Source organism: Fundidesulfovibrio magnetotacticus (genome assembly GCF_013019105.1).
Taxonomy (GTDB): Bacteria; Desulfobacterota; Desulfovibrionia; order Desulfovibrionales; family Desulfovibrionaceae; genus Fundidesulfovibrio; species Fundidesulfovibrio magnetotacticus.
Genome location: NZ_BLTE01000006.1, coordinates 157,010 through 183,605, shown reverse-complemented (window position 1 = coordinate 183,605; position 26,596 = coordinate 157,010). Strand labels below are relative to the sequence as shown.

General features: G+C 70.0%; 27 protein-coding genes. 10 read left to right on the top strand and 17 right to left on the bottom strand.

Going from position 1 to position 26,596, the window contains the following annotated elements:
- Positions 1 to 49: 49 nt before the first annotated feature.
- The 5 genes from NNJEOMEG_RS08505 to NNJEOMEG_RS08485 all read right to left on the bottom strand — a co-directional run bounded on the left by NNJEOMEG_RS08505 (position 50) and on the right by NNJEOMEG_RS08485 (position 5,429).
- Entirely contained in the window at positions 50 to 907 is an 858-nt protein-coding gene (locus tag NNJEOMEG_RS08505; RefSeq protein WP_173083339.1) for a glycerophosphodiester phosphodiesterase, read from the bottom strand.
- Positions 908 to 931: 24 nt separating this feature from the next.
- Entirely contained in the window at positions 932 to 1,711 is a 780-nt protein-coding gene (locus NNJEOMEG_RS08500) for an amino acid ABC transporter ATP-binding protein (protein WP_173083337.1), read from the bottom strand.
- A gap of 9 nt (positions 1,712 to 1,720) precedes the next feature.
- Positions 1,721 to 2,809, bottom strand: coding sequence for an amino acid ABC transporter permease (locus tag NNJEOMEG_RS08495; RefSeq protein ID WP_173083335.1), 1,089 nt, complete (start codon positions 2,807 to 2,809; stop codon positions 1,721 to 1,723).
- A complete protein-coding gene (locus NNJEOMEG_RS08490; protein WP_173083333.1) occupies positions 2,810 to 4,183 on the bottom strand; it encodes an amino acid ABC transporter permease in 1,374 nt (457 codons plus the stop codon).
- 235 nt (positions 4,184 to 4,418) lie between these two features.
- A complete protein-coding gene (locus NNJEOMEG_RS08485) occupies positions 4,419 to 5,429 on the bottom strand; it encodes an amino acid ABC transporter substrate-binding protein (protein WP_173083331.1) in 1,011 nt (336 codons plus the stop codon).
- A 265-nt stretch (positions 5,430 to 5,694) separates the two neighbouring features.
- On the opposite strand from NNJEOMEG_RS08485, the gene NNJEOMEG_RS08480 reads away from it, so the two are divergent.
- Positions 5,695 to 6,408, top strand: a complete 714-nt coding sequence (locus NNJEOMEG_RS08480; protein ID WP_173083329.1) for a GntR family transcriptional regulator — start codon at positions 5,695 to 5,697, stop codon at positions 6,406 to 6,408.
- Positions 6,409 to 6,543: 135 nt separating this feature from the next.
- On the opposite strand, the gene NNJEOMEG_RS21105 is transcribed toward NNJEOMEG_RS08480, so the two are convergent.
- Positions 6,544 to 8,370: a methyl-accepting chemotaxis protein gene (locus NNJEOMEG_RS21105; protein WP_173083327.1), complete on the bottom strand. Its 1,827-nt coding sequence runs from the start codon at positions 8,368 to 8,370 to the stop codon at positions 6,544 to 6,546.
- A 4-nt stretch (positions 8,371 to 8,374) separates the two neighbouring features.
- A complete protein-coding gene (locus NNJEOMEG_RS08470) occupies positions 8,375 to 8,782 on the bottom strand; it encodes a bacteriohemerythrin (RefSeq protein WP_235956887.1) in 408 nt (135 codons plus the stop codon).
- A gap of 110 nt (positions 8,783 to 8,892) precedes the next feature.
- Between NNJEOMEG_RS08470 and aroC the strand changes: the two genes are divergently transcribed.
- Complete coding sequence (gene aroC, locus NNJEOMEG_RS08465; RefSeq protein WP_173083319.1) at positions 8,893 to 9,948, top strand: chorismate synthase; 1,056 nt, start codon at positions 8,893 to 8,895, stop codon at positions 9,946 to 9,948.
- Positions 9,949 to 10,009: 61 nt separating this feature from the next.
- Here aroC and NNJEOMEG_RS08460 read toward each other — a convergent pair whose 3' ends face one another.
- The 6 genes from NNJEOMEG_RS08460 to NNJEOMEG_RS08435 all read right to left on the bottom strand — a co-directional run bounded on the left by NNJEOMEG_RS08460 (position 10,010) and on the right by NNJEOMEG_RS08435 (position 17,895).
- Positions 10,010 to 12,082: a hypothetical protein gene (locus NNJEOMEG_RS08460; RefSeq protein WP_173083311.1), complete on the bottom strand. Its 2,073-nt coding sequence runs from the start codon at positions 12,080 to 12,082 to the stop codon at positions 10,010 to 10,012.
- Entirely contained in the window at positions 12,000 to 12,842 is an 843-nt protein-coding gene (gene truA, locus NNJEOMEG_RS08455) for a tRNA pseudouridine(38-40) synthase TruA (protein ID WP_173083309.1), read from the bottom strand. The genes NNJEOMEG_RS08460 and truA overlap by 83 nt, the downstream gene beginning before the upstream one ends.
- 34 nt (positions 12,843 to 12,876) lie before the next feature.
- On the bottom strand, positions 12,877 to 15,561 hold the full coding sequence (locus NNJEOMEG_RS08450) for an ATP-binding protein (protein ID WP_173083307.1): 2,685 nt from the start codon (positions 15,559 to 15,561) through the stop codon (positions 12,877 to 12,879).
- A gap of 299 nt (positions 15,562 to 15,860) precedes the next feature.
- Positions 15,861 to 16,592, bottom strand: a complete 732-nt coding sequence (locus tag NNJEOMEG_RS08445) for a MotE family protein (protein ID WP_235956886.1) — start codon at positions 16,590 to 16,592, stop codon at positions 15,861 to 15,863.
- The gene (gene fliJ, locus NNJEOMEG_RS08440; protein ID WP_173083305.1) at positions 16,585 to 17,025 is read right to left on the bottom strand and encodes a flagellar export protein FliJ; all 441 of its coding nucleotides are present in this window, start codon (positions 17,023 to 17,025) and stop codon (positions 16,585 to 16,587) included. Before fliJ ends, NNJEOMEG_RS08445 begins: the two co-directional genes overlap by 8 nt.
- A gap of 171 nt (positions 17,026 to 17,196) precedes the next feature.
- Entirely contained in the window at positions 17,197 to 17,895 is a 699-nt protein-coding gene (locus tag NNJEOMEG_RS08435) for a Crp/Fnr family transcriptional regulator (protein ID WP_173083303.1), read from the bottom strand.
- 89 nt (positions 17,896 to 17,984) lie between these two features.
- Here NNJEOMEG_RS08435 and NNJEOMEG_RS08430 point away from each other — a divergent pair, with 89 nt between their 5' ends.
- A complete protein-coding gene (locus tag NNJEOMEG_RS08430; protein ID WP_173083301.1) occupies positions 17,985 to 19,415 on the top strand; it encodes a 4Fe-4S binding protein in 1,431 nt (476 codons plus the stop codon).
- 28 nt (positions 19,416 to 19,443) lie between these two features.
- Here NNJEOMEG_RS08430 and NNJEOMEG_RS08425 read toward each other — a convergent pair whose 3' ends face one another.
- Positions 19,444 to 20,298, bottom strand: a complete 855-nt coding sequence (locus NNJEOMEG_RS08425) for a 4Fe-4S ferredoxin (RefSeq protein WP_235956885.1) — start codon at positions 20,296 to 20,298, stop codon at positions 19,444 to 19,446.
- Positions 20,299 to 20,421: 123 nt separating this feature from the next.
- On the opposite strand from NNJEOMEG_RS08425, the gene NNJEOMEG_RS08420 reads away from it, so the two are divergent.
- From NNJEOMEG_RS08420 to fliQ, 7 genes are read left to right on the top strand one after another with little or no spacing between them, the layout of a single operon-like run.
- Positions 20,422 to 21,120, top strand: coding sequence for a YggS family pyridoxal phosphate-dependent enzyme (locus NNJEOMEG_RS08420; protein ID WP_173083299.1), 699 nt, complete (start codon positions 20,422 to 20,424; stop codon positions 21,118 to 21,120).
- 19 nt (positions 21,121 to 21,139) lie between these two features.
- Positions 21,140 to 21,730, top strand: coding sequence for a flagellar basal body-associated FliL family protein (locus NNJEOMEG_RS08415; protein ID WP_173083297.1), 591 nt, complete (start codon positions 21,140 to 21,142; stop codon positions 21,728 to 21,730).
- Positions 21,731 to 21,739: 9 nt separating this feature from the next.
- Positions 21,740 to 22,717, top strand: coding sequence for a flagellar motor switch protein FliM (gene fliM, locus NNJEOMEG_RS08410; protein ID WP_173083295.1), 978 nt, complete (start codon positions 21,740 to 21,742; stop codon positions 22,715 to 22,717).
- 12 nt (positions 22,718 to 22,729) lie between these two features.
- Positions 22,730 to 23,284 carry a flagellar motor switch protein FliN gene (gene fliN, locus NNJEOMEG_RS08405; RefSeq protein ID WP_173083293.1) on the top strand — a complete coding sequence of 185 codons (555 nt, stop codon included), beginning with the start codon at positions 22,730 to 22,732 and terminating at the stop codon, positions 23,282 to 23,284.
- On the top strand, positions 23,277 to 23,720 hold the full coding sequence (fliO, locus tag NNJEOMEG_RS08400) for a flagellar biosynthetic protein FliO (RefSeq protein ID WP_235956884.1): 444 nt from the start codon (positions 23,277 to 23,279) through the stop codon (positions 23,718 to 23,720). Before fliN ends, fliO begins: the two co-directional genes overlap by 8 nt.
- Positions 23,677 to 24,393, top strand: coding sequence for a flagellar type III secretion system pore protein FliP (fliP, locus tag NNJEOMEG_RS08395; RefSeq protein ID WP_235956894.1), 717 nt, complete (start codon positions 23,677 to 23,679; stop codon positions 24,391 to 24,393). Before fliO ends, fliP begins: the two co-directional genes overlap by 44 nt.
- Before the next feature lie 12 nt (positions 24,394 to 24,405).
- Positions 24,406 to 24,675 carry a flagellar biosynthesis protein FliQ gene (gene fliQ, locus NNJEOMEG_RS08390; protein ID WP_173083289.1) on the top strand — a complete coding sequence of 90 codons (270 nt, stop codon included), beginning with the start codon at positions 24,406 to 24,408 and terminating at the stop codon, positions 24,673 to 24,675.
- A gap of 271 nt (positions 24,676 to 24,946) precedes the next feature.
- Here the strand turns inward: fliQ and NNJEOMEG_RS08385 are convergent, their stop codons facing one another.
- From NNJEOMEG_RS08385 to NNJEOMEG_RS08375, 3 genes are all read right to left on the bottom strand, one after another.
- On the bottom strand, positions 24,947 to 25,234 hold the full coding sequence (locus NNJEOMEG_RS08385; protein ID WP_173083288.1) for a hypothetical protein: 288 nt from the start codon (positions 25,232 to 25,234) through the stop codon (positions 24,947 to 24,949).
- 164 nt (positions 25,235 to 25,398) lie between these two features.
- Positions 25,399 to 25,797, bottom strand: a complete 399-nt coding sequence (locus NNJEOMEG_RS08380) for a hypothetical protein (protein ID WP_173083286.1) — start codon at positions 25,795 to 25,797, stop codon at positions 25,399 to 25,401.
- Positions 25,779 to 26,087, bottom strand: a complete 309-nt coding sequence (locus NNJEOMEG_RS08375) for a hypothetical protein (RefSeq protein WP_173083284.1) — start codon at positions 26,085 to 26,087, stop codon at positions 25,779 to 25,781. Before NNJEOMEG_RS08375 ends, NNJEOMEG_RS08380 begins: the two co-directional genes overlap by 19 nt.
- Positions 26,088 to 26,596: the final 509 nt, after the last annotated feature.

The following is a 26,596-nucleotide window of genomic DNA, read 5'->3' as shown; positions in this document are numbered from 1 at the left end:
GCGCGGGAGGCCCGGGACACCTTCCCCGGGGGACGCCAGGGCCGGGCCTTCAGGACTTGGGCCGGGCCGCGAAACGGGGAGCGTCCTGGGGCCTGTCCGTGACGATGCCCGTTACGCCCCATTCCGCCAGGCGGAGCATGTCGGCGGCGTCGTTCACGGTGTAGGGGTTCACCCCGTAGCCCGCGGCCAGGGCGGCGCGCACGGCGTCCCGCTCCAGGCCGCGATGCCCAGGGTGCCAGGCGTCGGCCCTCACCGCGCGCAGGGCGCGCTCAACGTCTCCCCGGAAGCCGTGCGGGGTGAGCAGCGCCGCCAGCACCCCGGGGGCCGCCTCCTTGCTTCGCAGCACGCAGGTCGCGCTGAAGGAGGAGACGATCACCCGGTCCTCCATGCCCTCGGCGGCCACTTCCTCCAGCACCCGCTCCACCACGCGCCCGGCCAGCTCCGGCGGGGCCGCGCGCGCCAAGTCCTTGATCTCCACGTTGAGCCACATGTCCAGCTGGCGGGTCAGGCGCAGGGCCTGGGCCAGCGTGGGCACGCGCACGTCCTCTGGGCAGGGGTCGGGCAGCTCCCGCCAGGGCTTGTGGTGGCGCGAGCCCGTGCACGTGCGGCGCGGGAACACGTCGGCGCAGAGGGCGCGGATGTCTTCGAGCGTGTGCAGCCAGGGCAGGGCCGGGGGGCCGGAGGCGAAGCGCGGGTGCGCGCCCGCGTTGGTGGTGCGCAGGAGGTTCAGGTCGTGCAGGACGATCACCTGGGCGTCGCGCGTGAGCTGCACGTCGATCTCGCAGCCTCGCGCGCCGGCCGAGCGGCCCATGCGCAGGGCGCGCAGGGTGTTCTCGGCGGCCAGCGAGCGGCCGCCCCGGTGCGCCCAGATCGCGGGCGCGTCGTTGAAAAGCGTAAGGGATGGCAAAGGGGGGTCTCCGGCCGGTGCGGCTCAGCGGTTGAGAACCTGGTCCAGGAACTGGCGGCAGCGCTCCTCGCGGGGCGCGGTGAAGAACTCCCGCACGGGGGCGCGCTCCACGATCTGGCCCTTGTCCATGAACACCATGGTGTCGGCGGCCTCGCGGGCGAAGCCCATCTCGTGGGTGACGCAGACCATGGTCATGCCCTGGGCGGCCAGTTCGCGCATCACGTCGAGCACTTCCTTGATCATCTCCGGGTCCAGGGCGGAGGTGGGCTCGTCGAAGAGCATGATCCGGGGCTGCATGGCCAGGGCGCGGGCGATGGCCACGCGCTGCTGCTGGCCGCCCGAGAGCTGTCCCGGGAACTTGGCGGCCTGCTCGGCGATGCCCACGCGCTCCAGGTAGCCCATGGCCAGCTCCAGGGCCTTGGCGCGCGGCATGTTGCGCACGTGCACCGGGCCGCAGACCACGTTGTCCAGGATGGTCATGTGCGGGAAGAGGTTGAACTGCTGGAACACCATGCCCGTCTCGCGGCGCACGCGCTCGATCTGTCGCACGTCGTTGGTGAGATGCTCGCCGTTGACCACGATGTCGCCCTCCTGGTGCTCCTCCAGGCGGTTCACCGTGCGGATGAGCGTGGACTTTCCCGAGCCCGAGGGGCCGCACACCACCACCTTCTCGCCCTGGCGCACCCGCAGGTGGATGTCCTTGAGCACGTGGAAGCGGCCGTACCACTTGTTGAGGCCCCGGATGTCGATGGCCAGGGGGGCCTGGGCCAGGTGCGGGGGGATGAATTCTTGGTGCTCGGTCATGGCTGGCCCCTATCTGTCCGCCGAGGGGATCTTGCGTTCCAGGCGGGCGCTGTAGCTGGACATGCCGTAGCAGAGCACCCAGTACCAGAAGGCGATGAAGACGTTGGCCTCCTCCAGGCGGCCGAACCACTTGGGGCTCGACGTGGTGGCGAAGGCAATCTGCAACAGGTCCATGAGGCCCACGATGCCCACCAGGGACGTGTCCTTGAGGATGGCGATGAAGTTGTTCACCATGGGCGGGATGACGATGCGCAGGGCCTGGGGCAGGATGACCACGGTCATCTTCTTCCAGTAGCCCATGCCCAGGGCGTCGGCGGCCTCGTACTGGCCCTTGGGGATGCCCTGGAGACCGCCCCGGATGTTCTCGGCGAGATACGCCGCGAAGAAGAGCGTGATGCCCACCATGGCGCGCATCACCTTGTCGAGCTTCACGTCCGAGGGCAGAAAGAGCGGCAGCACCACCGAGGCCATGAAGAGGATGGTGATGAGCGGCACGCCGCGCACCACCTCGATGTAGGCCACGCAGAAGGGCCGGGCCACGGGCAGCTCCGAGGTGCGCCCCAGGGCCAGGAGCACGCTCAGGGGAAAGGCCGCCGCCATGGCCACCACCGAGAGGAGCACCGTGAGCATCAGCCCGCCCCAGTAGTGGGTCTCCACGGCGGGCAGCCCCGTGAAGCCGCCGCCGTGGATCAGGGCGAACACCGCCAGGGGCGAGGCCAGCCACGCCAGGCGCAACGCCCGGCCCCGGCGCAGGCGGGGCAGAAGGCTGAGCCCCGCCAGGGCCAGCACCAGCACAAGGGCCGCCAGGGGCCGCCAGCGTTCCTCGGCGGGGTAGATGCCGGTCATGAAGATGGGCCAGGTGTCGCGGATGTAGCCCCAGGCCGCGCCGGTGTGCTGCCTGGCCACGGCCGGGTCCAGGGTGAGGGTGGCGTTGGCCACGGCCCAGTTCCAGAAAGGTTTCGCGGCCGACCACGCCAGCAGGAGCGACAGGGCCGTGAGCACGGCGTTGTACCAGGGCCAGAGCAGGTTGCGCCGGACCCATCCGAAAGCGCCGGTCTCCAGGCGCGGCGGGGGCCTGTCGGGGATTTCGGGGGCCATCTAGCGCTCCACCAGGGCGACCCTGCGGTTGTAGATGTTCATGCCGAGCGAGATGACCAGCGAGATGGCCAGGTACACCCCCATCCAGATGCCCACCACCTCGATGGACTGCCCGGACTGGTTGAGCACCGTGCCGCCCACGCTGACGAAATCGGGATAACCGATGGCCACGGCAAGGGAGCTGGACTTGGCGATGGCCAGGTATTCGCTCGTCATGGGCGGCACGATGACGCGCATGGCCTGCGGCAACACCACCAGACGCAGCACCTGGCCCTCGCCCATGGCCAGGGCGCGGGCGGCCTCGCGCTGGCCCTTGGGCACGGCCTGGATGCCCGAGCGGATGATCTCGGCGTTGAAGGCCGACACGTACACCGTGAGCCCCACCACAAGGGCCGTGAATTCGGGCGAGAGCCCCGTGCCGCCCTGGAAGTTGAAGCCCTTCAGGGCGGGCAGCTCCAGGGCGAAGGGCTGCCCGGCGGCCAGCCAGGAAAGGGCGGGCAGGGCCAGGAGCAGGCAGGCCCCGGGCACGACCCAGCGACCGGGCGCGCCCGTTTCGTCGCGCAGGCGGCGCGAGCGCCTGCGCAGCACCACGGCCGCGGCCAGGGCCGCCAGCAGCGCCGCGCAGAAGGGCCAGGCCCCGTCCAGGGGGACCAGGGCGGGCACGTAGAGCCCGCGCTTGTTCAGGAAGGCCCACTCGCCCAGGCTCAGGGAGTTGCGCACGTCGGGCAGGTGCTGGAGCACGATGAAATACCAGAAGAAAAGCTGGAGCAGCACCGGCAGGTTGCGGTTGAGCTCCACGTACCAGCGGCAGAGCGTGCGCAGAAGCCAGTTGGGCGAGAGCCTGCCCAGGGCCACCAGCAGGCCCAGGAACGTGGAGGCCACGCACCCGATGAGCGTGACCTTGAGCGTGTTCAGCAGCCCCACGGCCAGGGCCAGCCCGTAGCTGGAGGTTTCGGAGTAGTGGGCCACGTCCACGGCGTCGCGGGTGAGCCAGAGGGCCAGGACGGGCAGCCCGGCGCAGGCCAGCACGCCCGCCGCGAACCAGGCGTCGCCCCGGGGGCCGGGCGTGCTCCGCGCCCTGCGGGCCATCAGGCGGGAGGCCGCAAGCCCGGCGGCCAGGGCGGCCAGGATGACGAACACGCCCCAGCCGGGAAGCGGCACGCCCATGGTCTCCCCGATGCGGAAGCCCGCCTCGTTGCGCAGGAACTTGAACCCTGAGCTGATGCCCCGGCTCTCCAGGTTGGCCAGCACGTTGGAGTATGCCGCGGCCACCAGCCAGAGGAAGGCCGCGAGCATGGCGATCTGGAAGGTCCAGGCCCGGCCCTGGGGGCTGCGCCAGAAGGGGACCTGCGGCGGGGCGGGGCGTTGGTTCATGGGCAATGCGGCCGTCCGGCCGGGGTTGGGATTGCGGGAGTCGGCGCTCCGGGCCTGCCGCCCCGGGCCGGGGTATGGCACGCAGGGCCGGTTCGCGCCAGAGGGCGGGCCGGGCCGGGTGGAGGGCCGGCCCGCTCCCCCCGTTTTCCCGTCGCCCTGGGTTCCCGCGCCGGGGGCTGGCCCGGCGCGGGAGTCCGTTCGGAGCCGGTGCGGCGACCGGTCCTGCGGCGCTCGATCAACGGAAGGGCGGAGAGTAGAGAAGGCCGCCTTTGGTCCACTGGGCGTTCAGGCCGCGCTCCATGCGCAGGGGGGTCTTGGGCCCCAGGTTGCGCTCGAAGATCTCGCCGTAGTTGCCCACGGCCTTGATCACGCGCACGGGCGCGCCCTGGTCCAGGCCCAGGTCGGTCCAGAGGGTGCCGGTCTTGCCCAGCATGCGCTGCACTTCGGGGTCCTTGCTGTTGGCGAACATCTCTTCAACGTTGGCCTGGGTGACGCCGTATTCCTCGGCGGCGATGGTCAGCCAGACCACCCAGCGCACGATGTCCGTCCACTGGGCGTCGTCCTTGCGCACGAAGGGTCCGAGGGGTTCCTTGGAGATCACCTCGGGAAGGATCACGTGTTCGGCGGGGTCCTTCATCAGGGAGCGCTGGGCGGCCAGGCCCGAGATGTCGGTGGTGTGGGCGTCGCAGCGGCCTTCGTCGTAGGCCTTGCGCACGTCGGGCTGCTTCTCGAAGACCACGGGCTTGTAGTTCATGCCGTTCTTGCGGAAGAAGTCGGCCACGTTGAGCTCGGTGGTGGAGCCGGTCTCCATGCCGATGGCCGCGCCGTTCAGGTCCTTGGCGCTTTTCACGCCCGAGGATTTGCGCACCATGAAGCCCTGGCCGTCGTAGAGGGTCACGGTGGTGAAGCTCAGGCCCAGGGCGGTGTCGCGGTTCATGGTCTGGGTGGTGGTGCGCACGAGCAGGTCGATCTCGCCCGACTGCAGGGCCGGGATGCGCTCCTTGGAGTTGAGGGGCACGTACTTGATCTCGGGCACGTTGGCGGCGGCGGCCACGGCGCGCATGAAGTCGATGTCGAAGCCGATGCGCTGGCCCTTGTCGTCCAGGGCCGAGAAGCCGGGGTTTTCCACGTGGGTCCCGCACTTGAGGAAGCCGTCTTTCTTCACGTTCTGCAGGGTTCCCGCCGAGGCCGTGGCGGCCAGGGCCAGGGTGAGAAGGCCTGCGAGACAGAATCGGGTCAGTTGCATGGAGGCTCTCCTGCGTCCCTCTCGGTGCTCCCCGCGCGCGGACCTGGGAGGGGTTGCCGTGTCCGCGCCGCGCATGACCAGCCCGCGCCGGACGATGGCGTGGCCTGCGGGGCCGCGCTTCCGGCGTGTTCCATGCCCCATACATGGATGGCCTCGCGCTGGCAATTGGGTTAACCCAGATTTCCAGGAGCTGCGCAACGAAACGGTGATGACACCGCGACAATTTCACGTCATAGCCACGGCGCAACCCAAGCCCAGAGGCCCCATGGACAAACCGAAGTTCTATCAGGCCGTGCGCGAGCTCATCCTCGCGGAGCTGGCCTCCGGCGCGCTGCGCCCCGGCGACCGGCTGCCCAGCGAGCGCGCCCTCTGCGCCCGCACGGGCATGAACCGCAACACCGTGCGCCACGCCCTCCTGCAGCTCCAGAAAGAGGGGCGCATCCACCGGCTGGACCGCCGGGGCTGGTACGTCACGCCCGCGCGCCTGACCCACAACCCCGCGCGCCACGTGAACTTCGCCCGCCTGGCCGCCGCCCAGGGCCGCGCGGCCCGCTGGACCACCGTGGACCGGGGCGCCCCGCTCCTGGACGGGGCCCACGAGGCCTGCGGCCCCGGGCTCTTCCCGGCCAGAACCCGGGTGTACGAGGTGGAGAACGTCTTCTTCCTGGACGGGCAGAAGGTGGCCTACGTGCGCAACTTCCTGCACGCCGGACGCCTGGAGGGCATCGTGCCCCGCATCCGCGACCGGGCCATGACCCAGGTGGCCGCCGAGGACTACGGCGTCGCCCTGGTCCAGACCGACCTCCTGGTGCGCCCGGAGTTCCTTCCCGTCGAGGTCTGCGCGGAGCTGGACGTGCCCCGGGGCTCGCCCGGCCTGTACATTCGCCGCGTGAAGACCGACGGCGCGGGCCAGGTGGTCACCGTGGAGCACGAATCCTGGCGTTTCGACGCCATCGAGCTGCGCGTGCGCGAGGAGTGAGCGGGGCGCGCCGCCAGGCCGCCGCAGTCTGGCGGTTCGCAGACGGCCGCGCGCGCCGTCCCGGCGGGGCGGGCGCGCGGCTGGTCCTGGTCCGGACCGTTCGGCAAAGCGGGGCAGCTCTTCTGCGTCCGCGCGCTACGCCTGCGCCACCAGGGCCTGGAGGCGGCCGGCGGAATAGGGCAGGGGGTTGTCGAACTCCAGGCCCACGTCCCTGCCCGAGCACCAGCGCACCACTCCGGCGCGGCCGTCCAGGCCCAGGTCGCCCTTGCAGGAGCAGGCCGCCAGCGCGGCGCGTCCGCCCTCGCGGGGCTGGGCCTCCTCCAGCAGGCGCAGCCGGACGCCGCCGGGGCTCACGTCGAGCACTTCGCCCATGGCCTGGCGGCCGCCCAGGTCCACGCGGCAGGTCAGGCGGGAGGCGTAAGCCTTCACGTAGATGCGGTCGTGGGCGCGGTGTTCGCTCTCGTCGTTGCCGCCGTCCAGGTAGCGTCCGGCCAGGTCGCGCACGTTGGCGGCCTCTTCCACCAGGGCCTTGAGCTCGCGGCTGGTCTCGCCCACGGTCTCGGTGACCTCCTCCGAGTTGTCCGTGACGTTCATGGCGCACATGTTGATCTCGAAGCTGGAGGCGCACTGGCTTTCGGCGCGCCGGGCGATGTCCCCGATGGCCTGGGAGGTCTCCACCATGGCCTTGGCGATGGCGGAGAAGCGCTCCTCCACGTCGTGGACGAGCCCGGAGGCGTTTTCGATGTCGCCCTTGGTGGCGTTCATGGCTTCGAGGGCTTCGTGGGAGCTTGCGTCGATGGCGCCCACGGCCTCGTGCACCTCGCGGGTGGCGGCCAGGGTCTTTTCGGCCAGCTTGCGCACCTCGTCGGCCACCACCGCGAACCCCCGGCCGGACTCCCCGGCCCGGGCGGCCTCGATGGCCGCGTTGAGCGCCAGGAGGTTGGTCTGGTCCGCGATGTCGGAGATGATCTGCGTCACGTTGCGGATGCGCCCGCCGCGCTCCACCAGCTGGGTCATGATGGCCTGGAGCCCGGCGTAGGAGTCCACCACCTTGCGCGTCACCTGGGCGGTGTGGCGCACCTCCTCCATGCCTTCGCGGGCGCTGCCCTCTGCCTCGGAGGAGGTGGCGTGGGACTGGGCGGCCACGGTGGCCACCATGCGCACGTTGTCGGTCATCTCCTGCATGGCGCAGGAGACCTGGCGCGCCTGGCCCTGGGAGTCGGCCATGGTGTCCACCAGCCGCTGCAGGGTCTCGCTGATGGCGCGGGCGTCCTGCTCCAGGCGGGCGGTGGTGCCCCGGATCTTGCGGGCCAGCTGGCGGATCTCGGCTTGCTGGGCGGCCAGTCGCTCGGCGTCCATGTTGGAGGAGGTCATGTCCACGAGCATCACGAGCCAGCGGTCCTCGTTGTCGCCCACCTCCTGAACCACGCACTGGAAGAGGAAGAAGGCCTCGCCCCGGGTGAAGCGCAGCAGGTCCTCCGTCCGGGCGTCGCCGCGCAGGGCCTCCCAGCCGCCGGCCGAGGTGGAGGCGAAGAACAGGGGGTCCATGGCCGCGCCGCGCGCGGGCGGGGGCGTGCCCAGCACCCCGGCCATGGAGCGGTTCATCCAGCGCAGGGTTCCGGCGCGGGTGAGGGTCATCGCCGGGAAGGGGAAGCTCTCCAGCAGGCCAAGGGCGCGCTCGCGGGCCTCCCGGTCCTCCCGGGAGCGGCGCGCGGCGGCCTCCAGGGGGTCCTGCACGGCTTGGTCCGGGGCGATGCCCGCCAGTTCGCGGACGCGGCCCAGGAGCTGCCTTTCGCCGCGCGAGGCCCACAGGGCCGCCGCCCCGGCAAGGCCCGCCGCGGCCAGCCCGGCCGCCGCGCCCGCCCAGGAAGGGAGCCCGGCCCAGGGGGCGGACGCCGCGGCCGCCGACAGGACGGCCGCCGCGACGGCCGTCCGGGATGCGAGTTCGCCTGGGGAAGGCATGGCCCTACTTTACGCCCCGCGCGTTGAGGTAGGGGCCGTACTTCTTGTCGGTGCCCTTGATGTGGTTCACCAGCCAGTTGGAGAGGAAGTTCAGGATGTCCATGGACATGGCGCACTTGCCGGACTTGCAGTCCGCTTCCACCTGGAGCACCTTGGCCACGAACTTGTCGTGCTCGGCCTTGTGCGCGGCGAATTCGGGGTAGGCGTGGGCCTTCATGTGCCGCTCCTCGGTGGCGAAGTGGGAGGCGGCGTACTTCTTCATCTCGTCCACGATGCCCAGGACCACTGCGTCGGCCTTGCCGCCCTTCATGGCGTCGTGGAGCTTGTTGATCATGTCCACCAGCTTCTTGTGCTGGTCGTCGATCTCCTTGATGTTCACGGCGAGACGGTCGTTCCAGGCCAGCATGCTCATGCGGAATCTCCTTTTGGGGGATAGATTCCAGTTATTAAACTCCGGGCTGGAGCATGTAAAGCGAATCCCCGGCTTGCCCCCGGGCGGGTTAAGGGCTAGCGTGCGCGGCCATGAACGCCAACACCTTCGGAAGCCTTCTGCGGCTCACCACTTTCGGCGAATCCCACGGCCCGGCCATCGGCGGGGTCCTCGACGGCTGCCCCGCCGGGCTCCCCCTGAGCGAGGCCGACCTCCAGCAAGGCCTCGACCGCCGCCGTCCCGGCCAGGGCGGGCTGGCCTCCACGGCCCGCGACGAGCCCGACCGCGCGCGCATCCTCTCCGGGGTGTTCGAGGGCGTGACCACCGGCACGCCCATCGCCTTCGTGATCGAGAACACCGACCAGCGCTCCCGCGACTACTCGGCCATCAAGGACATCTTCCGGCCTGGCCACGCCGACTACACCTACCAGGCCAAGTACGGCGTGCGCGACTACCGGGGCGGCGGCCGGGCCTCTGCCCGCGAGACGGCCGCCCGCGTGGCCGGGGGCGAGGTGGCCCGCCTGATCCTGGCGCGCGGCGGCGTGAAGGTGTACTCCTACACCACCGAGATGGGCGACGTGCCCGCCCAGTGCATGGACCCCCTGAACGCCCACACGCGCCCCTTCTACGCCCCGGACGACTACGTGGTGGACATCTGGACCGACCGCGTGGAGCTGGTGCGCTCCGAGGGAGACTCCATCGGCGGCGTGGTCTGCGTGACGGCCACGGGCATGCCCGCCGGGCTGGGCGAACCCGTGTTCGACAAACTCGACGCGCGCCTGGCCTACGCCCTCATGGGCGTGGGCGCGGTGAAGGGCGTGGAGATCGGGGCCGGGTTCTCGGCGGCTCGCAACTACGGCTCCAAGAACAACGACCCCATCACCCCCCGGGGTTTCGCCTCCAACCGCGCGGGCGGCATGCTGGGCGGCATCAGCTCCGGCCAGGACATCGTGGTGCGCGCGGCCGTGAAGCCCATTCCCTCCGTCGCCAAGGAACAGCTGACCACCACCACCTCCGGCGAGGAGACCACCGTGCGCGTGGGCGGACGCCACGACGCCTGCGCCATCCCTCGCATCAACCCTGTGCTGGAGGCCATGGTCTGCCTGACCCTGGCCGACTTCTGGCTGCTCTCGGGCCGACGCATCTGAGCCCGCGCCCGCGCTCCGGCCGCGCACTGCGCGGCAGCCCGCCCGGCGACGACGGGGCCGCTCAGCCCAGGAGCTTCATCAGCCGGTGCTTCTGCTCCAGCTGGAATTCGCTGGTGAGGGCCGGGCGCGAGGCCTCGAAGGAGAGCCCCGACTCCCGGTCCGCCCCGCCCGAGAGCCAGCTCTCCAGCCCGGCGGCGCGCACCGAGGACGCCGCCGCCTTCCAGGCGGGCACGAGCCCCGTGGCGGGCGCCCAGAGCGCCGCGCGGGCGCGGTCCGTGTCCGCCAGGAACGAACTCCAGAACGTCCGCGAGTTTGTCCACAGCTGGCCGGTGCGCCCGGCGGTGGTCACGCCCATCCAGCGCAGGTCCCCAGCCCGCGAGGCCAGGGGGGCCTCCAGGCGCTGCCCCAGCCCCGCCGCGAACTGGTCCTCGTTGGCCCGCAGATAGCGTGAAAGCGAGTTCCAGGCGTCGGTGATCCCGCTCCAGCCCTTCTCCGTGGCCTCCATGCCCGAGGTCACGGCCAGGGGCACGTCCTCCGCGTAGACCGATTCCAGCCCAAGGAGCACGCGGCCCTGGTCCAGGCTGAAGGCGTCGTTCTCCGAGACCATCTCCCTGCCGTTCACGGTGATCATCCCGTCGCGCCCGGGGCGCTCGCGGCTCAGCACCCCCAGGGAGTCCAGCACCCCGGTGCGCCCGTCGGTGAGGGACACGCGCTCCCCGATGCGCTGGTTGAGCTGGGTCAACGCCAGGAACGCGCCCTGGTGGTGGAGATCCTTGCCCGGCGTCACGGTGGAGGGGATCATCGTGCCCGCCGTGGCGGCCCCGAGGGAGCGCTGGCTGCCGCCGATGGCCACGGAGGCGGAGCGGTACACGTCCTCCCAGGTGTCGCCCGGGGCCACGTTGAACGACACGGGCGTGCCGGTGAGCTTCGCCGTCAGGCCCAGGCTGGAAAGCAGGCCGCCCGCGCCGTCGGCGAGTGCGAAGTCCTTCCCGGCCGCTCCGGTCACCGTGAGGGAGCTGCCGTCGGTGGCGGCCCCCGGCGTGGTGGTGGAGGGGATGGGCCAGTAGCCCACCGAGGCCGTGACCCCGGGCTGGGAATAGGCCGTGGACGAGGCCGAGAGCGTGGGGCTTGCGGACTTGACCCAGACGGGCTGCCCGTTCAGCTCCGCGCCCACGGCCTGGAGCACGTCGCCCCAGGACCAGCCGGACCCCACGATGACCGAATGGGAGCGCGTCTCGCCGTCGTAGGCGGAGGAGAAGGTGTAGGTCCCGGCGGCCAGGGTGGTGGCGTCGGAGGGGGTGAAGGCCTTGGAGATGTAGGTGGAGGCCTGGGGGCCGATTCCGGTGGCGATGCCCAGGTCGTGGCGTCCGGTGGCCAGGGTCGTGGCGGCGCGCGGGTCCGTGGGCGTGGAGGAGAAGAAGGTGGGCAGGGCGGTGGCCTGGCCGCTCACGGAGTAGAAGGCCTCCTGGGCCGGGCCCACGGCGCGGTTGGCCGCGCGCAGTCGCAGTTGCGCGAGCAGGTCGCCGGAGCGGTCGGAGACGCGCAGGTCCTGGTCCTGGCGCAGGGGGTTCACGGAGAGGGCCAGCACGGCGCCCGTGCCGGGCATGGAGGGGGCCTGCTGGAAGGCGGCGTTCTGGTAGACCACGTCTGCCCGGGCGGCCAGGGGGGACTGGTTCACGGCGTCGCCGACCTTGCCCAGCACGTCGCCCCAGGTGTCGGCGCTAGCCACGTCCACGTTCAGGGTCTGGGTGTCCGGGCCCAGGGAGAGATCGAAGGAATAGCTTCCCGCCGCCAGGGAGGTCTGGGCGGAGGCCTCGAAGCCGCCGGAGGCGATCTTCACCAGGGGGGTGGCCTGGTCGGCGTCCCGGGTGACCCCGGCGATCTTCCCCGCCGCGTCCCCGCTGCCGGTGACCATGCGGGCCTGGGGCCAGGCGAAGGCCCCCAGGGCGGACTCGAAGGCCCTCAGGCGGGTGTCCAGGCCGCTCAGCAGGGGGTTGGCGGGCAGGGCGGCGAGGCGGCGGTCCAGGGCGTCGCCCGCGCGCGACAAGACCTCAGAGGCCGCCCAGTCGCTCTTGATCCGGGAGGTGCTCGCCAGGGTCCCCGTCTGGACCTTGGTGACGCCGCTTTCGTCCACGTCCGCCGAACTCCATGTGTTCGAGGCAGAGCCCCCTGGCCGGGGCGGTTGCCGGGGCGAGGGTCCTGTCCTTCGTCTCCAGGAGGGATCGGACGGTTTGGGCGTTTGCTTTACCCTGCCCGGCCAAGGCCAGGCAGCCCATGATGTTGCGCACCATCTGTTTGAGGAAGCCGCCGCCCCGCACCCGGAAGACGGCCTCGTGGGGCGTGGGGCCGGGGTGGCGGGTGATGGAGAAGACCTCGCGCACGGTGTCCGCCACGGGGGTGCCCGCGTTCTGGAATGCGGCGAAATCGTGGCTGCCGACGAAGGCCTGGGCCGCCTCGTCCATGGCGTCCAGGTCCAGGCTGCCCGCGTCCCAGACGAAGGGGCGGCGCTGGGGCAGGAGGAAGCCCTGCTCCAGCCAGAAGGTGTAGGCGTAGGTCTTGGCGGTGGCGTCGTAGCGGGCGTGGAACTCCCGGGAGACCTCCTCCGCGGCGAGCACGGCCATGTCCCTGGGCAGGAGGGCGTTGAGGGCGCGCCGCCAGGGGAGGTGGGCGCGCGCGGCGGGCACGTCGGCGTGGGCCACCTGATGCAGGGCGTGGACGCCCGCGTCGGTGCGCGAGGCCCCGTGGGCGCGCACGGGCCGTCCGGCCAGGCGGGCCAGGGCCTCTTCCAGGCAGGCCTGCACGCTGCGCCCGCGCCCCTCGGGCTGATACTGCCAGCCCGCGAAGTCGGTGCCCTGGTAGGCCAGGGTGCATTTCAGGCGGAGGGTAGGTTCCATGGGCCGGGCATGGAACACGCTCGGGGCGCGGGGGTCAAGCCCCCGAGGCGTCTTCGGGCGGGGCCTCCGGGGTGGCATCGGACACGAGGTCGAAGCATTCCACCGGGAAAAGAACCTCCACCCGCGCGCCCGAGCAATGCGGGATGGCGAGCTTCCCGGCGATCTGGTGCACGAGGCCCATCACGAGCTGGAAACCCAGTGATTTCTGGTTTTCGGGGTCGAAGCCGGGAGGGAACCCCGGTCCGCTGTCCTGTACGGCGAGCAGGGCCTGAGAGCCCTGGCGTTCCAGGGTGATGCGCAGGGTCCATCCCCCCCTGCCGGGGGCGGCATGCTTGAAGGCGTTGGTGATCAGCTCGTTGAGCAGCAGGCCGAAGGGCACGGCCTTGTCGATGCCAATCGACAGCGGGCAGGTTTCGATCTCCAGGCAGGCCTTCCCGACGTCTGTGTCGAAGGTTTGGGCCAGCTTGCCGGCCAGGTCGCGGATGTAGTTGGCGAGGTCCACGGCCGCGAAGTCGCTGGTGCGGTAGAGTTGTTCGTGGACCAGGGCCATGGAGTGGATGCGCCGGTCGAGGGTCTCCGCGCGTTCCAGTTCCTTGGGGTCCTCGGTGTCCGCGGCCTGGAGGTTCACGAGGCTCATGATGATCTGGAGGTTGTTCTTGACCCTATGGTGGATCTCCCGCAGGAGCATCTCCTTCTCGCACAGGGAGTGGCGGATGTCCTCCTCGGCCCGCTTGCGGCGCTGGATGTCCTCCACCACGGCGATGAAGTAGTCTGGCGCGCCCGCGTCGTCGCGGACCAGGGTCGCCGTGACCAGCGTCCAGAGGGGGACGTCGCCGGGACGCAGCCAACGGGTCTCCAGGCACAGGCTTTCCTGTCCGCTTTCGAGCAGTGTCGCCACGAGGCGCTTCCCTTCCTCCATGCAGCCGGGGTGGAGCAGGTCTCGCGGCGCGGCCTGCATCAGTTGCTCGCGGGTGCGGCCCATGATGTCGCAGAGTTTCTGATTCACCAGGAGCACGGCCCCGTCGGCGGCCACATGGGCGATGCCCACGGCAGCGTGCTCGAAGGTGTCGCGGAAGCGCTTGCGGAAGGCTCGCAGCGCCGTCTCGTGGCGGCTGCGCTCCCGGAGCAGGCCCTCCACCCTGGCCAGGAGCTCTTCGCTGGAAAAGGGCTTGGTGACGTAATCCTGCGCGCCGGACCTGAGCAGTTCCACCCTCAGGGCGTCGTCGGCCTTGGCCGTGAGCATCACCACGGGGACGTCGTCCATTTCGGGGTGGAGACGCAGCTCCCGCACGAGCCAGCTGCCGCTGGCTCCGGGCATCATCACGTCGGAGAGGATCAGGTCCGGCTTGAGGGCGAGGGCCATGTCCAGGGCCTCCCTGCCGTCCTCGGCCGCGGCGACCCGGAACCGGGGCGAGAGCGTGGACCGGATGAACATGCTCATGTCCGGGTTGTCCTCCGCCACGAGAATCAGGGGCGCGTCCGGGGAGGTCCCGGCGGACCCGGACGGCTTGTGCCCGGTGTGGACGCGTTGTTCCTCCACGACCTGGCGTGCGGGTTCCTCGTCCAGCAGTTCGGGGGCGGGGAGCATCGTCGTGCCCGGAGGCGCGGCCAGGGGCAGCGTGACCGAGAACTGGGCGCCGCCGCCGGGAGCCTCGTCCAGCGTGACGCTGCCCCCGTGCAACTGGGCGAGTTCCCGGACGATGGCCAGGCCCAGGCCGGTGCCGCCGTGGAGGCGTTGCGTCCCGCCGTCCACCTGGCGGAAACGCTCGAAGACGGCCTCGCGCAGGTCAGGGGGCACGCCCGGGCCGTTGTCGCGCACGTGCAGCACGGCGCTGCCTTCCCTTTGCTCCAGCGAAAGCTCCACCCTGCCGCCGGGCGGGGTGAACTTGAAGGCGTTGGAGAGCAGGTTGAGCACGATGCGCTGGCACTTCTGGGCATCCACCTGGGCGGGCAGCTCGTCGGGAAAGCTCAGGGAGAGAAGCGTTCCGTTGTCCTTGGCCAGGGACTCGAAGTGCGACGCCGTGAGACGGATGAGCCGGGCGAGGTCGAGCTCTGCGTAGTTGAGGACCATGCTCCCCGCTTCCAGCTTGGCCACGTCGAGCAGGTCGTCCACGTGGCGATGGAGCAGCCCGGCGTTGCGGCGGGCCATTTCCAGGTCGCGCTGGACCTGCTCCGGCAGATCGCGCCTGGCCAGGGTGTTCTCGACGGGTCCGAGGATCAGGGCCAACGGGGTGCGCAACTCGTGGCTGACGTTGGCGAAGAACTGGGTCTTGAGCTCGTCAAGTTCCCGGGTCTTTTCGTAGAGACGGGTGATTTGTTGGTTGGCCTCATGGATGCGGCTGTTGGCTTCCGTGACTTGGGCCAGGGACTTGGCGACGCGGAGGTTGGCCCTGCGCAGGCGGTCGTGGGAGAGGCTGAAGAGCACGCCCATGCACATGAACATCCCGATGGAGACGAGACCTATGGGGCTTTGCAGCAGCAGTTTAAGGTCGGGAGCGATGAAGAAGAACGTGGCGAGCGCCGTGCTCAGAAGCGTGGCCGCTAGTCCCCCGGGCAGCCCCCCCGCCCAGGAGCTGAAGAACACGGCGGGGAAGAACAGGAACCAGGCGTAGGGCTTGATGGCCGCCCAGAAGGTCCACTGCAGGGCGAACGCCAGGAGCGGGATGGCCAGGGCGAGCACGATGCGGCTAGTCGGAATCCGGGCCTTCGGGTCATCCATGGCGAGTCCTTGGGGACAGCCGACGGACACGGCTTTGGGCTGCCCTGACAACGATCCGAAGGGATCGGTCGCGGTTAGGTGAAACCAGCTTCAACTTACCATTGTGAAAGGATCGTGTGAAGCGGTTTTCGCCGCAAAGAGCTTTGGGAACAGAACGCCAGAGCGGGAGGGCCGCAGAGGTCCGGCCCCGCCCGTGCGGGCGCGGCAGTACGAGGCGATGATCTACGACGGGAAAAAGGCCCGGCCCCGCCCGCGCGTGCGCGCGGACGGGGCCGGGAGGGCGTCATTGGGGGCCGGGCCTAGGGCTTTTCGGGCAGCTCGGGGCCGGTCTGGAGCTTGGTGAGGTCTTCGGAGAGCTTGGCGGCCTTCTTGGCCGAGACGAACGTCAGGATCTCGCCGGCCTGGCGGCCCTTCATGCCCGCCAGGATTTTGACGGCGATCTGCTCGTCCAGGGTCTCCAGCACCGAGGCGGCCTGCTTGGCCTTCATGTTGGTGTACACGTCGATGAGGTGGCGCAGCTTCTCGTCCTTGAGGGACTTGGCTTCGGCCAGCATGCCCTTGAGCAGGCTCTCGAGGTTCTGCAGCTGGGTCATGCGGGTGTTCAGGTCCGATTCCAGGGACTTCAGGGCCTGTTCGCGGCGCTCCAGCTCCTCGGCGCGGGTTTTGAGCTGCTCCAGGGTGAGCACGCCTTGCGGGGGTTGGGCCGGGGTCTTCTTGTCCTGGGCGGGAGCCTGCTGGGCGGCGTGGGCCGGGGCGTCCTCCAGGATGGAGGCGCGCACGGCCGCCAGGGGGGCCTGGGCGCTAGCGGCCGGGGCTTGCCCTGGGGGCGATGCGGCGGACTGGAGCGCGGACTTGGGGGCGGGCTGGACTGGCGCGGCCGCGGTCGCCATCTGGGCCGCCATCTGGGCCGGTGGCGCGGCAACCGGGGCCTGGGCCTGCTGGCGCTGGCCCGGCGTGGAGAGCCCCATGAAGAGCAGCAGCGCGAGCTTCACGGCCGCGAGGCCGGCGGCCGCCAGCAGGACCTTAGACAACCGGGGGCTGGTAGCGAAGGGTCGCCATTTCGTCGAATTGGGCCTGCTCTTTGCGATGCTCTTCACGTTCATGGCGAACCGCCTGTGTTTCCTTGAGTTTTTCGAGAAGCTTGCGTTCCTTGGAGCGCTCCACCAGCTCGAGCCTGCGTTGATGCACGTCCTGGGCCAGCCGCGCCTCCTCCAGGCGGGAGAAGGCAAGTTCCTCCTCCAGGCGGCGGGCGTAGTTGCGTCCCAGCCAGAAGTCGGCGGCGCTCGCGCCCTCGCGGGCCATGCGCTCCAGGTGTTCGCGCAGGGAGGCGTCCAGGCGGGCCGTGGCCTCCAGGCGCTCCTGGAGGGCCTGCTGGGCCTTGGCCAGGGCCAGCTTGGCCTGGTCTTCCAGCTGTTCGCGGTAGTCGAGCACCTGGGCGAGGGTGAAACGGAAGGGTCTGGTCATGGCCCTGGGACGTTAGCAACATCCAGGCCACGAGGGAGCGGCGGTGCGCGGGGGGCCGGGGGCGCGCCGTGTCCGGCCGCCGTCCGGCCCGGCGCAGCCCGGCGTCCGGGCGTCGCCCGTCGGCGCGGCGGGCAGCCCCGTACGGAGGGCCGGAGCGTCGGGATTACGGCGCTACTTCAGGCGCGTCTCGCCCTCGGAGAGTTCGCGCAGGCGCTCGAAGTCCTCGATGGTGATGTTGCGCCCGCGCATGGTGATGTATCCCTGGTCCTCCAGGCGGGCCAGGGCGCGGGAGAGCGCCTCGCGCGTGGCCCCCAGGAACCCGGCCAGGTGGCCCTTGCTCATGTCCAGATCGAAGGCTGGGGAGTCCTTGCCCTCGGACTGGTGCAGCAGGTAGGCCGCCAGACGGGCGGGCACCTCGCGCAGGGTGAGCTGGCCGATCATGGTGGCCATCTGGCGCAGGCGCTGGGAGAGGGCCGCCAGCATGGCCATGGCGAAGCCCGCGTCGCGCTCCATGAGCCGGGTGAGCACGCTCTTTTCCAGGTAGAGCACCGAACTGGGCTGGATGGCCATGGCGTTGGCCGGGAAACGCGTGCCCTGGAACATGGGCACCTCGGCGAAGGGCTCGCCCGGCCCCAGCACGTGGAGGATCTGCTCCTTGCCCTCGGACGAGGACTTGTAGATCTTCACCTGTCCCGAGAGCAGCACGTAGAGGCCCTTGGCCTCCGCGCCCTCGAAAAACACCACCTGCCCCTTGTCCAGCCGGAGCACGGCGGAGTTGTTTTCGAGCGTGGCGAGCTGCGCCGGGGAAAGACCGGAAAACAGCGGCGCCTTGGCCAGGATCGACAGGGTGGAAGGGGATTTTTTCTCCATGGGGCGTGGGTGTACCCGCATTTTGACGCAAATCAAACCCCGCGTGACCGTTGGCGTGTAGGAATGCCTCCGACGACGTGGAGGTACCGATGCGACGCGCGCTCCTGACGCTCCTGGCGGCCCTGGGCTTCCTGCTCCCGGCGGCCCACGCCCACCGCTGGCACGGCCTGCCCGAGGCCCTGGCCTGGCTGGTCCCGGCGCTTGCCCTGTTCACCGGCAGGGAATTCGCCCGCCGCGCGGCCCAGCTGGCGCTGCTGGCCGGGAGCCTGGTGCTGGTGGACACCATGCTCCATTTCATCATGCTGCGCTCCGCCATGGGCGCGCCCTGGATGCGCCTGGCCCTGATCCTCTCTGCCTCGGCCCTGGTCCCGCTTGCGGCGGCCTGGGCCCTGGAGCGCCCCCTTTCCCCCACGGCGCGGGCCGGGCGGGAGAGCCCGGGAGACGCCGCCCCCGAAGGCCCGACAGGAGCGAGCCCGGAGGAGGAGACGGCAAGTCGCGAGGGCCGCTCCGAGGTGGCCCCGCGCGCGGTCGCGGCCTCGCCCGCCCTGGCCGGGCGCTCCCCCTGGCCGGGCCTCGCCGCCGCCGCGCTGGCCTTCGCGGGGCTGGCCGCAGTGCAGCTCAAGGCCGCGCGGCCCATGCTCCTGGCCGAGCGCTTCGTCCCTGGCGCGGGGTGGCTGGAAGCGGCGCTCCTGGCCCTCTACGCGGGCTTCGCCGCCGAGGCCCTGCTGCGCAAGGACGGCGGCCGGGCGCGCAGGCTGCTCTGGGGCGTCTTCTCCGCGGCCTTCTTCGCCCAGCTGGCCCTGGGCCTGGCCGGGTTCGACCGCTTCCTCATGAGCGGCGCGCTGCACCTGCCCGTGCCCGCGCTCATCGCGGCGGGGCCGCTCTACCGGGGCGAGGGCCTGTTCATGCTCGCGCTCTTCGCCGGGGCGGTGCTTCTTGTGGGGCCGGGCTGGTGCAGCCACCTGTGCTACATCGGGGCCTGGGACAGCGCCTGCTCCCAGGCGCTCAAGCGCCCCGCCGAGGCCCCCCGGCGCATGCGCGCGGCGCGCGCGGTCCTGGCCGCCCTGGCGCTGGGCGGAGCCTGGGCGATGGGACGCGCGGGCGTTCCGGCCTGGACGGCCGGAGCCCTGGCCGCCGGGTTCGGCCTGGCGGGGGTGGGGGTGATGCTCTTCGTCTCGCGCCGCCTGGGCGTGATGGCCCACTGCGCAGGCTGGTGCCCCATGGGTCTGGCGGCCGGACTCCTGGGCAGGCTTTCGCCCTGGCGTCTGGCCGTGGCCGAGGGCTGCACGGGCTGCGGGCGCTGCGCCCGGGCCTGCCGCTACGACGCCCTGCGCCCGGAAGACCTGGCCCGGCGCGCGCCGGGCGTCTCCTGTTCGCTGTGCCGGGACTGCCTGGAGCGCTGCCCGCACGGGGTGCTCTCGCTCACGTTCCTGGGCCGGTCGCGTCCGTGGACGGAGCCCGCCTACGCGGCCCTGGCCGGGGCGCTCATGGCCGTGTTCCTGGGCGTGGCCCGGCTCTAGCGGCCCGTGGACAACTCCCCGGCGGCCGCTAACGGGACTTCTTCACAGGCGGCACGCCCGCCTCGCAGGGCGTGCCGGTCTGGCAGAAGCCGCAGCTGTTCACGGGGAAGCCCAGCTGGTCCGAGGCCACCCACGGGGCCGTGACGCCCCGGATGTAGGCCTTGCATTTGCCCTTGTCGTGCCCGGCTTCGCTGATGGCCCCGGCCGGGCAGCGCTTCATGCAGGCCCGGCAGGGCACGCCCCGGGCGCGCAGGCACCACTCGTCGTGGCGCTCGTAGGGCCGGGGCGTGGGCGCGAACGCCGCGCGCGCCACCACGGAGCCCACCCGCACGGCCTTGCCCGCCCGGGTGATCAGCCCGTCGGAGAGCCCGAAGCACCCCAGGCCGCAGACGTGGGCCGCATGGCGCTCCGACCACGTGGACGCAAAGCCGAAGCGCTCCGACACGGCCCGCCCCCACTGGGGCAGCAGCGCCGGGGCGCAGGCCCGCACGCCGCGCGCGGCCAGAAGCTCCACCACGTGGCGGCGCAGGGCCTCGTTGACCTGCTCCCCGTAATGCCGGGCCTTGCTCCACTGGGCGCTGGGCAGCTCGCGGGCCTTGCGATGCGCCTGACGGGTGTCTCGGGTCTGGGGGAGGACCCAGGCGATCACGGAGAGTTCTTCGTCCTCGGCCGGGTCGTCCGGGAAGGCCCAGGCGTGAGCCTGGGCCGGTGACCAGTAGAAGTCCTCCCCGATGTCGGCGCGGATGCGCGCGAAGAGAGGGTCCGCGCCCGAGGCGCAGCCCAGCAGGGGCGCGTCGAAGGCGGGCAGGGACGAACCGGGTTCCAGGGCGTTGTGGGCGCGGTCGTCCATCCAGGCGGCCATGGCGCGTGCGAGTTCTTCCACGGGGTGCTCCCTGCTTGGGCGGTTTGCGCCCAGGATGACCGCGCCCGGGCGCGGGGTCAAGGCCCGCGCCGCGCTGCCTCCGGGGCCATTTCCCATCGGGCGCGAATGTGGTAGCCCCCTCCCATGACGGTGAGCCTTTCCCCACACGAACGCCTGGAGCGCGTGCGCGAGCGCATCGCGGCGGCCTGCGCCCGGGCCGGGCGCGACCCCGCGTCGGTCACCCTGGTGGCCGTCTCCAAGACCCATCCGGCCCAGGCCGTGGGGGCCCTGGCCCGGGCCGGGCAGACGCTCTTCGGCGAGTCCTACGTGCAGGAGGCCCTGCCCAAGATGGACGCCCTGTCCCCCCTGGGCCTGAGCTGGCACTTCATCGGCAAGCTTCAGAAGAACAAGGTGAAATACGTCGCCGGGCGCTTCGAGTTGATCCATTCCGTTGACTCCCTTGAGCTGGCCCGCGTATTGCATGAAAAATCGTCGGCGCTGGGCGTGCGCCAGGGGGTGCTCGTGCAGGCCAACCTGGCCTGCGAGGCGGCCAAATCCGGCTGCCGCCCGGAGGACGTGGAGTCCCTGGCCGAGGCCTTCGAGGAGCTGCCGGGCCTGGAACTGCGCGGGCTGATGCTCATGCCCCCCTGGAACGAGGACCCCGAGGCCAACCGGGGCCTGTTCGCCCGGGCGCGAGGGCTGCGGGAGCGCCTTTCGGAGCGACTCGGGCGCGAGCTGCCGGAGCTCTCCATGGGCATGTCCCACGACCTGGAGACCGCCGTGGAGGAAGGGGCCACCCTGGTGCGCGTGGGCACCGACCTCTTCGGGGCGCGCGAAGGCTGAACCAAGCGAGGAGCCGCACATGGCCAAGAAAGTGGAAGAAGAAAGCGCGGAAGGCGCTCCGAAAAAGAAAAAGAGCAAGCTTCTGCTCATCATCATCCTGGTGGTGATCCTGGCCGCCCTGGGCGGCGGCGGGTATTTCGCCTACCTGAAGTTCTTCGCCCCGCCTCCCGCCGAGGGCACGGAAGAGCAGGCCCCCGCCGACGGCGAGAAGAAGGCCGAGAAGAAGGACGAAAAGAAGAAAGAAGAGAAAAAGGAAGAGAAAAAAGAAGAAAAGAAAGAGGAAGGCGGCAAGAAGGACGAAAAGAACAAGCCCGTCACCTCCATCGCCAACATCGTCACCAACTTGGCCGACCCGGGCGGCAAGCGCTACGTGCGCCTTTCCGTGGAGTTCGACTTCGCGGACGCCCACGCCGCCTCCGAATTCGCGGAAAAGTACCAGGCGCGCGTCAAGGACGCCGTGCTCACGCTGCTCTGGTCCAAGACCAGCGAGGACCTCTCCTCCGTGGACGGCATGCTGGCCTTCCGCACCGAGTTGCAGGGCCGCGTGAACCAGATCATGGGGCAGGGGAAGGTCAAGCAGGTGTTCATCACCGACCGGGTGATCCAGTAGGGACCGGCCATGAGCAAGATCCTCAGCCAGGACGAGGTCGATACCTTACTGCGCGGGCTCACGGGCGGCGAAATCGAGTCCGAGTCCGAGATCCTTGAGGACGACTCGGGCATCGTCCCCTTCGATCTCTCCAACCAGGACCGCATCATCCGCGGGCGCATGCCCGTGCTGGAGATCATCAACGACCGCTTCGCGCGGCTGGCCACCAACGCCATGGCCAACGCCATGCGCAAGCGCGTGGACGTGAACCCCATCTCCATCGACATGTCCAAGTTCGGCGACTTCATGCGCAGCCTGCCCGTGCCCACCTCCATCAACATCTTCAAGCTCGACCCCCTGCGCGGCAACGCCATCCTCGTGGTGGACTCGCGCCTGGTGTTCGCCCTGGTGGAGAACTTCTTCGGCGGCGCGGGCAGCCAGCCCAAGGTGGAGGGGCGCGACTTCACCCCCATCGAGCAGGCCATCATCGCCAAGGTGGTCAAGATCGCCCTGGCCAACCTGGAGGACGCCTGGCGGCCCGTGCACGAGGTGCACGTGGAGCTGATACGCTCCGAGATAAACCCCCAGTTCGCGGCCATCGTGCCCCCCTCCGACGTGGTGGTGGTGGTCACCTTCGAGGTGGAGCTGGAGAACGCCATCGGCTCCATGATCGCCTGCCTGCCCTACGCCACCATCGAGCCCATCCGCTCCAAGCTCTACGCCTCCTTCCAGTCCGAGCGCCTGGAAGTGGACCACGCCTGGATCAGCCGCTTCAAGGAGCGGCTCATGGAGACCCCCGTGGAACTGGTGGTGGAATTCGGCAAGACCCAGCTCTCGGGGCGGCAGCTGCTCTCGCTCAAGGAGGGCGACATCATCCTCCTGGACACCGACGTGGAAGACCTGCTCAAGGTGGAAGTGCAGGGCGTGAAAAAATTCTGGGGCGTCCCCGGCACCGTGAAGTCCAACAAGGCCTTCCAGGTGCTGCGGGAGGAAGAAACCCATTTCTAGCGGGAGGCGACCGTGGCCGACGACATCGATCAAGACCAGCTGGCGGCCGAATGGGCGGCAGCCCTGGAGGAAACCGACGGCTCGGGCGGGGCGGACCCCTTCGAGCAGGCTCTCGCCGCCGCGTCCTCGCCCTCCGGCGGCGGGGGCGACGACGCCCTGGCCGAGCAGTGGGCCGCAGCCCTGGCGGGCGAAGAGGAAACCGCCGTCAAGAAGGAGCGCGAACAGGCCCAGCTGGCCGCCAAGAGCCGGGAGGCCTCGTTCAAGGATTTGACGCAGGACGCCCGCGCCCCCCGCGCCGACACCGGCAGGCGCGACCTGGACTTCATCCTGGACATCCCCCTGGACGTGTCCGCCGAACTGGGGCGCACCAAGCTGCTCATCAACGAGCTGCTCCAGCTGGGCCAGGGCTCCGTCATCGAGCTCAACAAGCTGGCGGGCGAGCCGCTGGAGATCTACGTCAACGGCAAGCTCGTGGCCCGGGGCGAGGCCGTGGTGATCAACGAGAAGTTCGGCGTGCGCCTCACCGACATCATAAGCCCCATCGAACGGGTGAAGCAGCTTGGCTGATCCAGCCGCCACCGCCGCCCAGGTGACCGCGCCCGTGGCCCCCCCGCCCCCACCCACCGTGGACCTGGGCGGCGCGGCCGTGCAGATGGGGGTGGGCCTGCTGGTGATCCTGGTGGTGATCCTGCTGGCCTTCTGGATGCTGCGCCGCTTCGGCCCCCGCCTGGGGCTGGGCGGCAGATCCCTGGCGCACGGCCTGCGCCTGGAAGGGCACATGACCCTGGGACCCCGCAAGAACATTATGGTGGTCCGCTTCTTGAATAAGCTGTTGGTGCTCGGGGTCACGGACCAGAGCATCAATCTGCTCACAGAGGTGGACACGTCCCATGAAGCCCAAGAATTCCAAGACGCCCTGGACCAGGCCCGCAAAGGCGGCGGCCCTGGCGGCCCCCCTGATGCTGGCGGCCCTGGCCCTGGCGCTTCCGGCGCAGGGGGCTGAGCCCACCCTCACGCTCAATCTGGCCGCCGGGCAGCAGCAGCCCGAGAAGGTCAGCATGCTGCTGGAGATCCTCTTCACGCTCACGGTGCTCTCCGTGGCGCCTTCCATCGTGCTCTGCTGCACCTCGTTCACGCGCATCATCGTGGTCTTCTCGTTCCTGCGCCAGGCCATGGGCACCGGACAGATGCCCCCCAACCAGATCCTGGCCAGCCTGGCCATCTTCATGACCGTGGTGATCATGTACCCCACCGGCAAGAAGATCTACGACGAAGCCCTGAACCCCTACATGGAGGAACGCCTCGGCTTCTCCGAAGCCGTGAAACGCGCCGAGGCGCCCATGCGCGACTACCTCTTCAAGCACACCCGCGAGAAGGATCTTTCGGTCTTCTACACCATCACCAAGATGGATCAGCCCAAGACCAAGGAGGACGTGCCCACGGTGATGCTCAGCGCCGCCTACATGATCAGCGAGCTCAAGACCGGCTTCACCATAGGCTTTCTGGTGTACATCCCCTTCCTGGTGCTGGACATGGTGGTCTCCAGCGTGCTGCTGGCCATGGGCATGATGATGCTGCCCCCCGCCATGGTCTCCATGCCCTTCAAGCTCCTGCTCTTCGTGATGGTGGACGGCTGGAACCTCATGACCGCCGCGCTCGTCAACAGCTTCGTCTAAAGGAGTTCCGCCATGACCCCCGAAACCGTCATCGGCTTCGCCCGCTCGGCCATCGAGATCACCCTGCTGCTCTCGCTGCCCATGCTCGCCGTGAGCCTGGTGGTGGGCGTGGTGCTCTCCGTGCTCCAGGCCGCCACGCAGATCCAGGAAATGACCCTGACCTTCGTCCCCAAACTGGTGGCCATGTTCATCGCCATCATCCTCGCCTTCCCCTGGCTCATGGACAAGATGGTCGGCTTCACCCGGGACATCCTGCTCAACCTGCCAAAATACATCCAATAAAAACTGCGCGGCCCGGACGGGGCGAGATCCGTCCGGGCCGCATCGACCACCTCTGGCAGGAGGTTTGATCGCGTGGGCCGCCCGCTGGAGGGGCGGCTATGTCGTGTTGGGCATATGTCTATCCTGACATATTAAATCCGTCAACGGGGTCCTTCGCGGATTGCCGCACTGGCAGGAGGGGACGGGCTCTGCGCGTGTCGTTTTCGCAACGCGCGGGCCAGGGCGGGGGCGCGCCCCGTGCCGGGCCGGGGAGTCGGGGCTGGCCGCGCGGTCAACGTCCGGCGCGGGCGGCGGTCTCGCCGCGCTTCACCACCACGGCGTCGCGCGCCCGGCCCTGGCTCTTGAGCAGGTCCAGGTGGCGCGCGGCGGCCTTGGCCGGGGGCAGGTAGGCCCCGGCGGTTTCGGGGGTCTCGCGCACCACGGCCCCGGTGATGGCCTCGTGTGTCTCGAAGAGGAAGCGGCAGGACTCGTTGCGGCACCAGCGCACGCGCACCACCGCCCGGTCGAGCTTGTCGGTTTCCAGCACCCGCGTGTCCGTGCCGCATTGGGGGCACCACATGTTCCAGGTCTCCTTGCCGCCGGGCGGGAGCGGGGGGCTTCGGCGGCCCCCCGCCCGGGTCGGATGCGGCATGCGTTGCGTTCTGGCCCGCCGTGCCCGGCCAGCGCGATGGGGATCGTCCGGGGCGGGCGTCTTCCGCGCGCCTCCGGACGTTGGGTTCGTTCTCAGGCCGCTGGGGCGTCCTGGGCGGGTCGGTAGGCCCGCACGAGATTCCTGGGCGGGCTCTGCCCGGTTTCAGAGTGTTCCAGGGCCACGCGGGCGGTGAAGCGCAGGCCGTGCAGTTCCTCGGAGTCGTGCAGGCGTCCCGGGGCGGGGTGCCCCGCGCGCAAGGCCAGGGTTTTCAGGCGAGTCAGGCCCGCCTCGTGGTCCAGGAGCATGGCGTCGACCACTTGTCGGCCCTGGAAGGGGCCGTGGGTCACGTCGTAGACCAGCTTGAGCAGCGGCCTGCCGGATTTGGAACGGATGAGCAGGCTGTCGGCCACGCGGCAGGGGTAGTCTCCGGTGGGCAGGGGCTGCTCAGTTTCGGGGAGCACGGCTTCGAGGTTCACGTCGAGGATGGCCATGAGGTGGTCCTTCCCGGGAAAGCCCGGGGGTTGAGGCTCGCAGGGTAATGAAGCCCCGCGCAACGCTGGAGGTCGCGGGCGTGCCGGGCCTCGCTCCGCTCCTCTTCCAGAACCTCGGGCGAGGGCTCGTAGAGGGCGCAGCGGCCCGAGGCGGCGGTGCGGCAGGTGGAGAGCCCCCGCAGGCCCAGGGCGCGGTCCAGGAGCAGGTGGCCTGTGATCTCCGCGCAGAAACCCACCAGGGCATCGCGGGAATCCCAGTGTCCGCAGTGTTCGCAGGCTGGTTCGGTCACGGCGGTTTCTCCCGGGGCGGCGGGCGTTGTCGGTGCGCTGCGGGCGTGCATAGAGGCCCTCCCCGTGGGGCGGGCCGGGACGGACCCTGGCTTGCCGCGTCCCGGCCCTGGTTGATGAAGCGTTGCCTTGAACGCCGCCCCGGCGGGCGGGGCGGGCCGGATTGGTGATCCCTCACCGGCTTCGGGTTGTCCAGTCCGGCCGGACTGGTCTGCATCGGAGTCGCCTTCGCCGCATGGTTTGCGGTCTTCCCTCGCACCCGCCTGTCCCGCGTGATTGGGCTTCGGAGGCGTAGCCTTGGGTCTTCCGGTACCGACCTCGCCGCGTCTGCGTGGCGTTCCCGAATGCATGGCTGGAATCATATTCTGAAACGAATTTTTGTCAAATACAGTATACAAATAAAATCGCGTGCGATTGTGGATGTTTAACAGGATTGAGCTTCAGACAAGCAAAAATAAATTCACTAAAGAATTTAAAATGAATCTATATTCTACAATTTGAATTATGAAGC

Bases quoted from the DNA above. Each gene is read 5' to 3' on its own strand.
- truA (WP_173083309.1), bottom strand. From the start codon at position 12,842: ATGGAACCTACCCTCCGCCTGAAATGCACCCTGGCCTACCAGGGCACC.
- NNJEOMEG_RS21105 (WP_173083327.1), bottom strand. From the start codon at position 8,370: ATGCCTTCCCCAGGCGAACTCGCATCCCGGACGGCCGTCGCGGCGGCC.
- NNJEOMEG_RS08490 (WP_173083333.1), bottom strand. From the start codon at position 4,183: ATGAACCAACGCCCCGCCCCGCCGCAGGTCCCCTTCTGGCGCAGCCCC.
- NNJEOMEG_RS08495 (WP_173083335.1), bottom strand. From the start codon at position 2,809: ATGGCCCCCGAAATCCCCGACAGGCCCCCGCCGCGCCTGGAGACCGGC.
- NNJEOMEG_RS08480 (WP_173083329.1), top strand. From the start codon at position 5,695: ATGGACAAACCGAAGTTCTATCAGGCCGTGCGCGAGCTCATCCTCGCG.
- NNJEOMEG_RS08415 (WP_173083297.1), top strand. From the start codon at position 21,140: ATGGCCAAGAAAGTGGAAGAAGAAAGCGCGGAAGGCGCTCCGAAAAAG.
- NNJEOMEG_RS08420 (WP_173083299.1), top strand. From the start codon at position 20,422: ATGACGGTGAGCCTTTCCCCACACGAACGCCTGGAGCGCGTGCGCGAG.
- fliM (WP_173083295.1), top strand. From the start codon at position 21,740: ATGAGCAAGATCCTCAGCCAGGACGAGGTCGATACCTTACTGCGCGGG.
- NNJEOMEG_RS08385 (WP_173083288.1), bottom strand. From the start codon at position 25,234: ATGTGGTGCCCCCAATGCGGCACGGACACGCGGGTGCTGGAAACCGAC.
- NNJEOMEG_RS08435 (WP_173083303.1), bottom strand. From the start codon at position 17,895: ATGGAGAAAAAATCCCCTTCCACCCTGTCGATCCTGGCCAAGGCGCCG.
- NNJEOMEG_RS08500 (WP_173083337.1), bottom strand. From the start codon at position 1,711: ATGACCGAGCACCAAGAATTCATCCCCCCGCACCTGGCCCAGGCCCCC.
- NNJEOMEG_RS08470 (WP_235956887.1), bottom strand. From the start codon at position 8,782: ATGAGCATGCTGGCCTGGAACGACCGTCTCGCCGTGAACATCAAGGAG.
- NNJEOMEG_RS08485 (WP_173083331.1), bottom strand. From the start codon at position 5,429: ATGCAACTGACCCGATTCTGTCTCGCAGGCCTTCTCACCCTGGCCCTG.
- NNJEOMEG_RS08430 (WP_173083301.1), top strand. From the start codon at position 17,985: ATGCGACGCGCGCTCCTGACGCTCCTGGCGGCCCTGGGCTTCCTGCTC.
- aroC (WP_173083319.1), top strand. From the start codon at position 8,893: ATGAACGCCAACACCTTCGGAAGCCTTCTGCGGCTCACCACTTTCGGC.
- NNJEOMEG_RS08380 (WP_173083286.1), bottom strand. From the start codon at position 25,797: ATGGCCATCCTCGACGTGAACCTCGAAGCCGTGCTCCCCGAAACTGAG.
- NNJEOMEG_RS08450 (WP_173083307.1), bottom strand. From the start codon at position 15,561: ATGGATGACCCGAAGGCCCGGATTCCGACTAGCCGCATCGTGCTCGCC.
- fliP (WP_235956894.1), top strand. From the start codon at position 23,677: ATGCTGGCGGCCCTGGCCCTGGCGCTTCCGGCGCAGGGGGCTGAGCCC.
- fliQ (WP_173083289.1), top strand. From the start codon at position 24,406: ATGACCCCCGAAACCGTCATCGGCTTCGCCCGCTCGGCCATCGAGATC.
- fliJ (WP_173083305.1), bottom strand. From the start codon at position 17,025: ATGACCAGACCCTTCCGTTTCACCCTCGCCCAGGTGCTCGACTACCGC.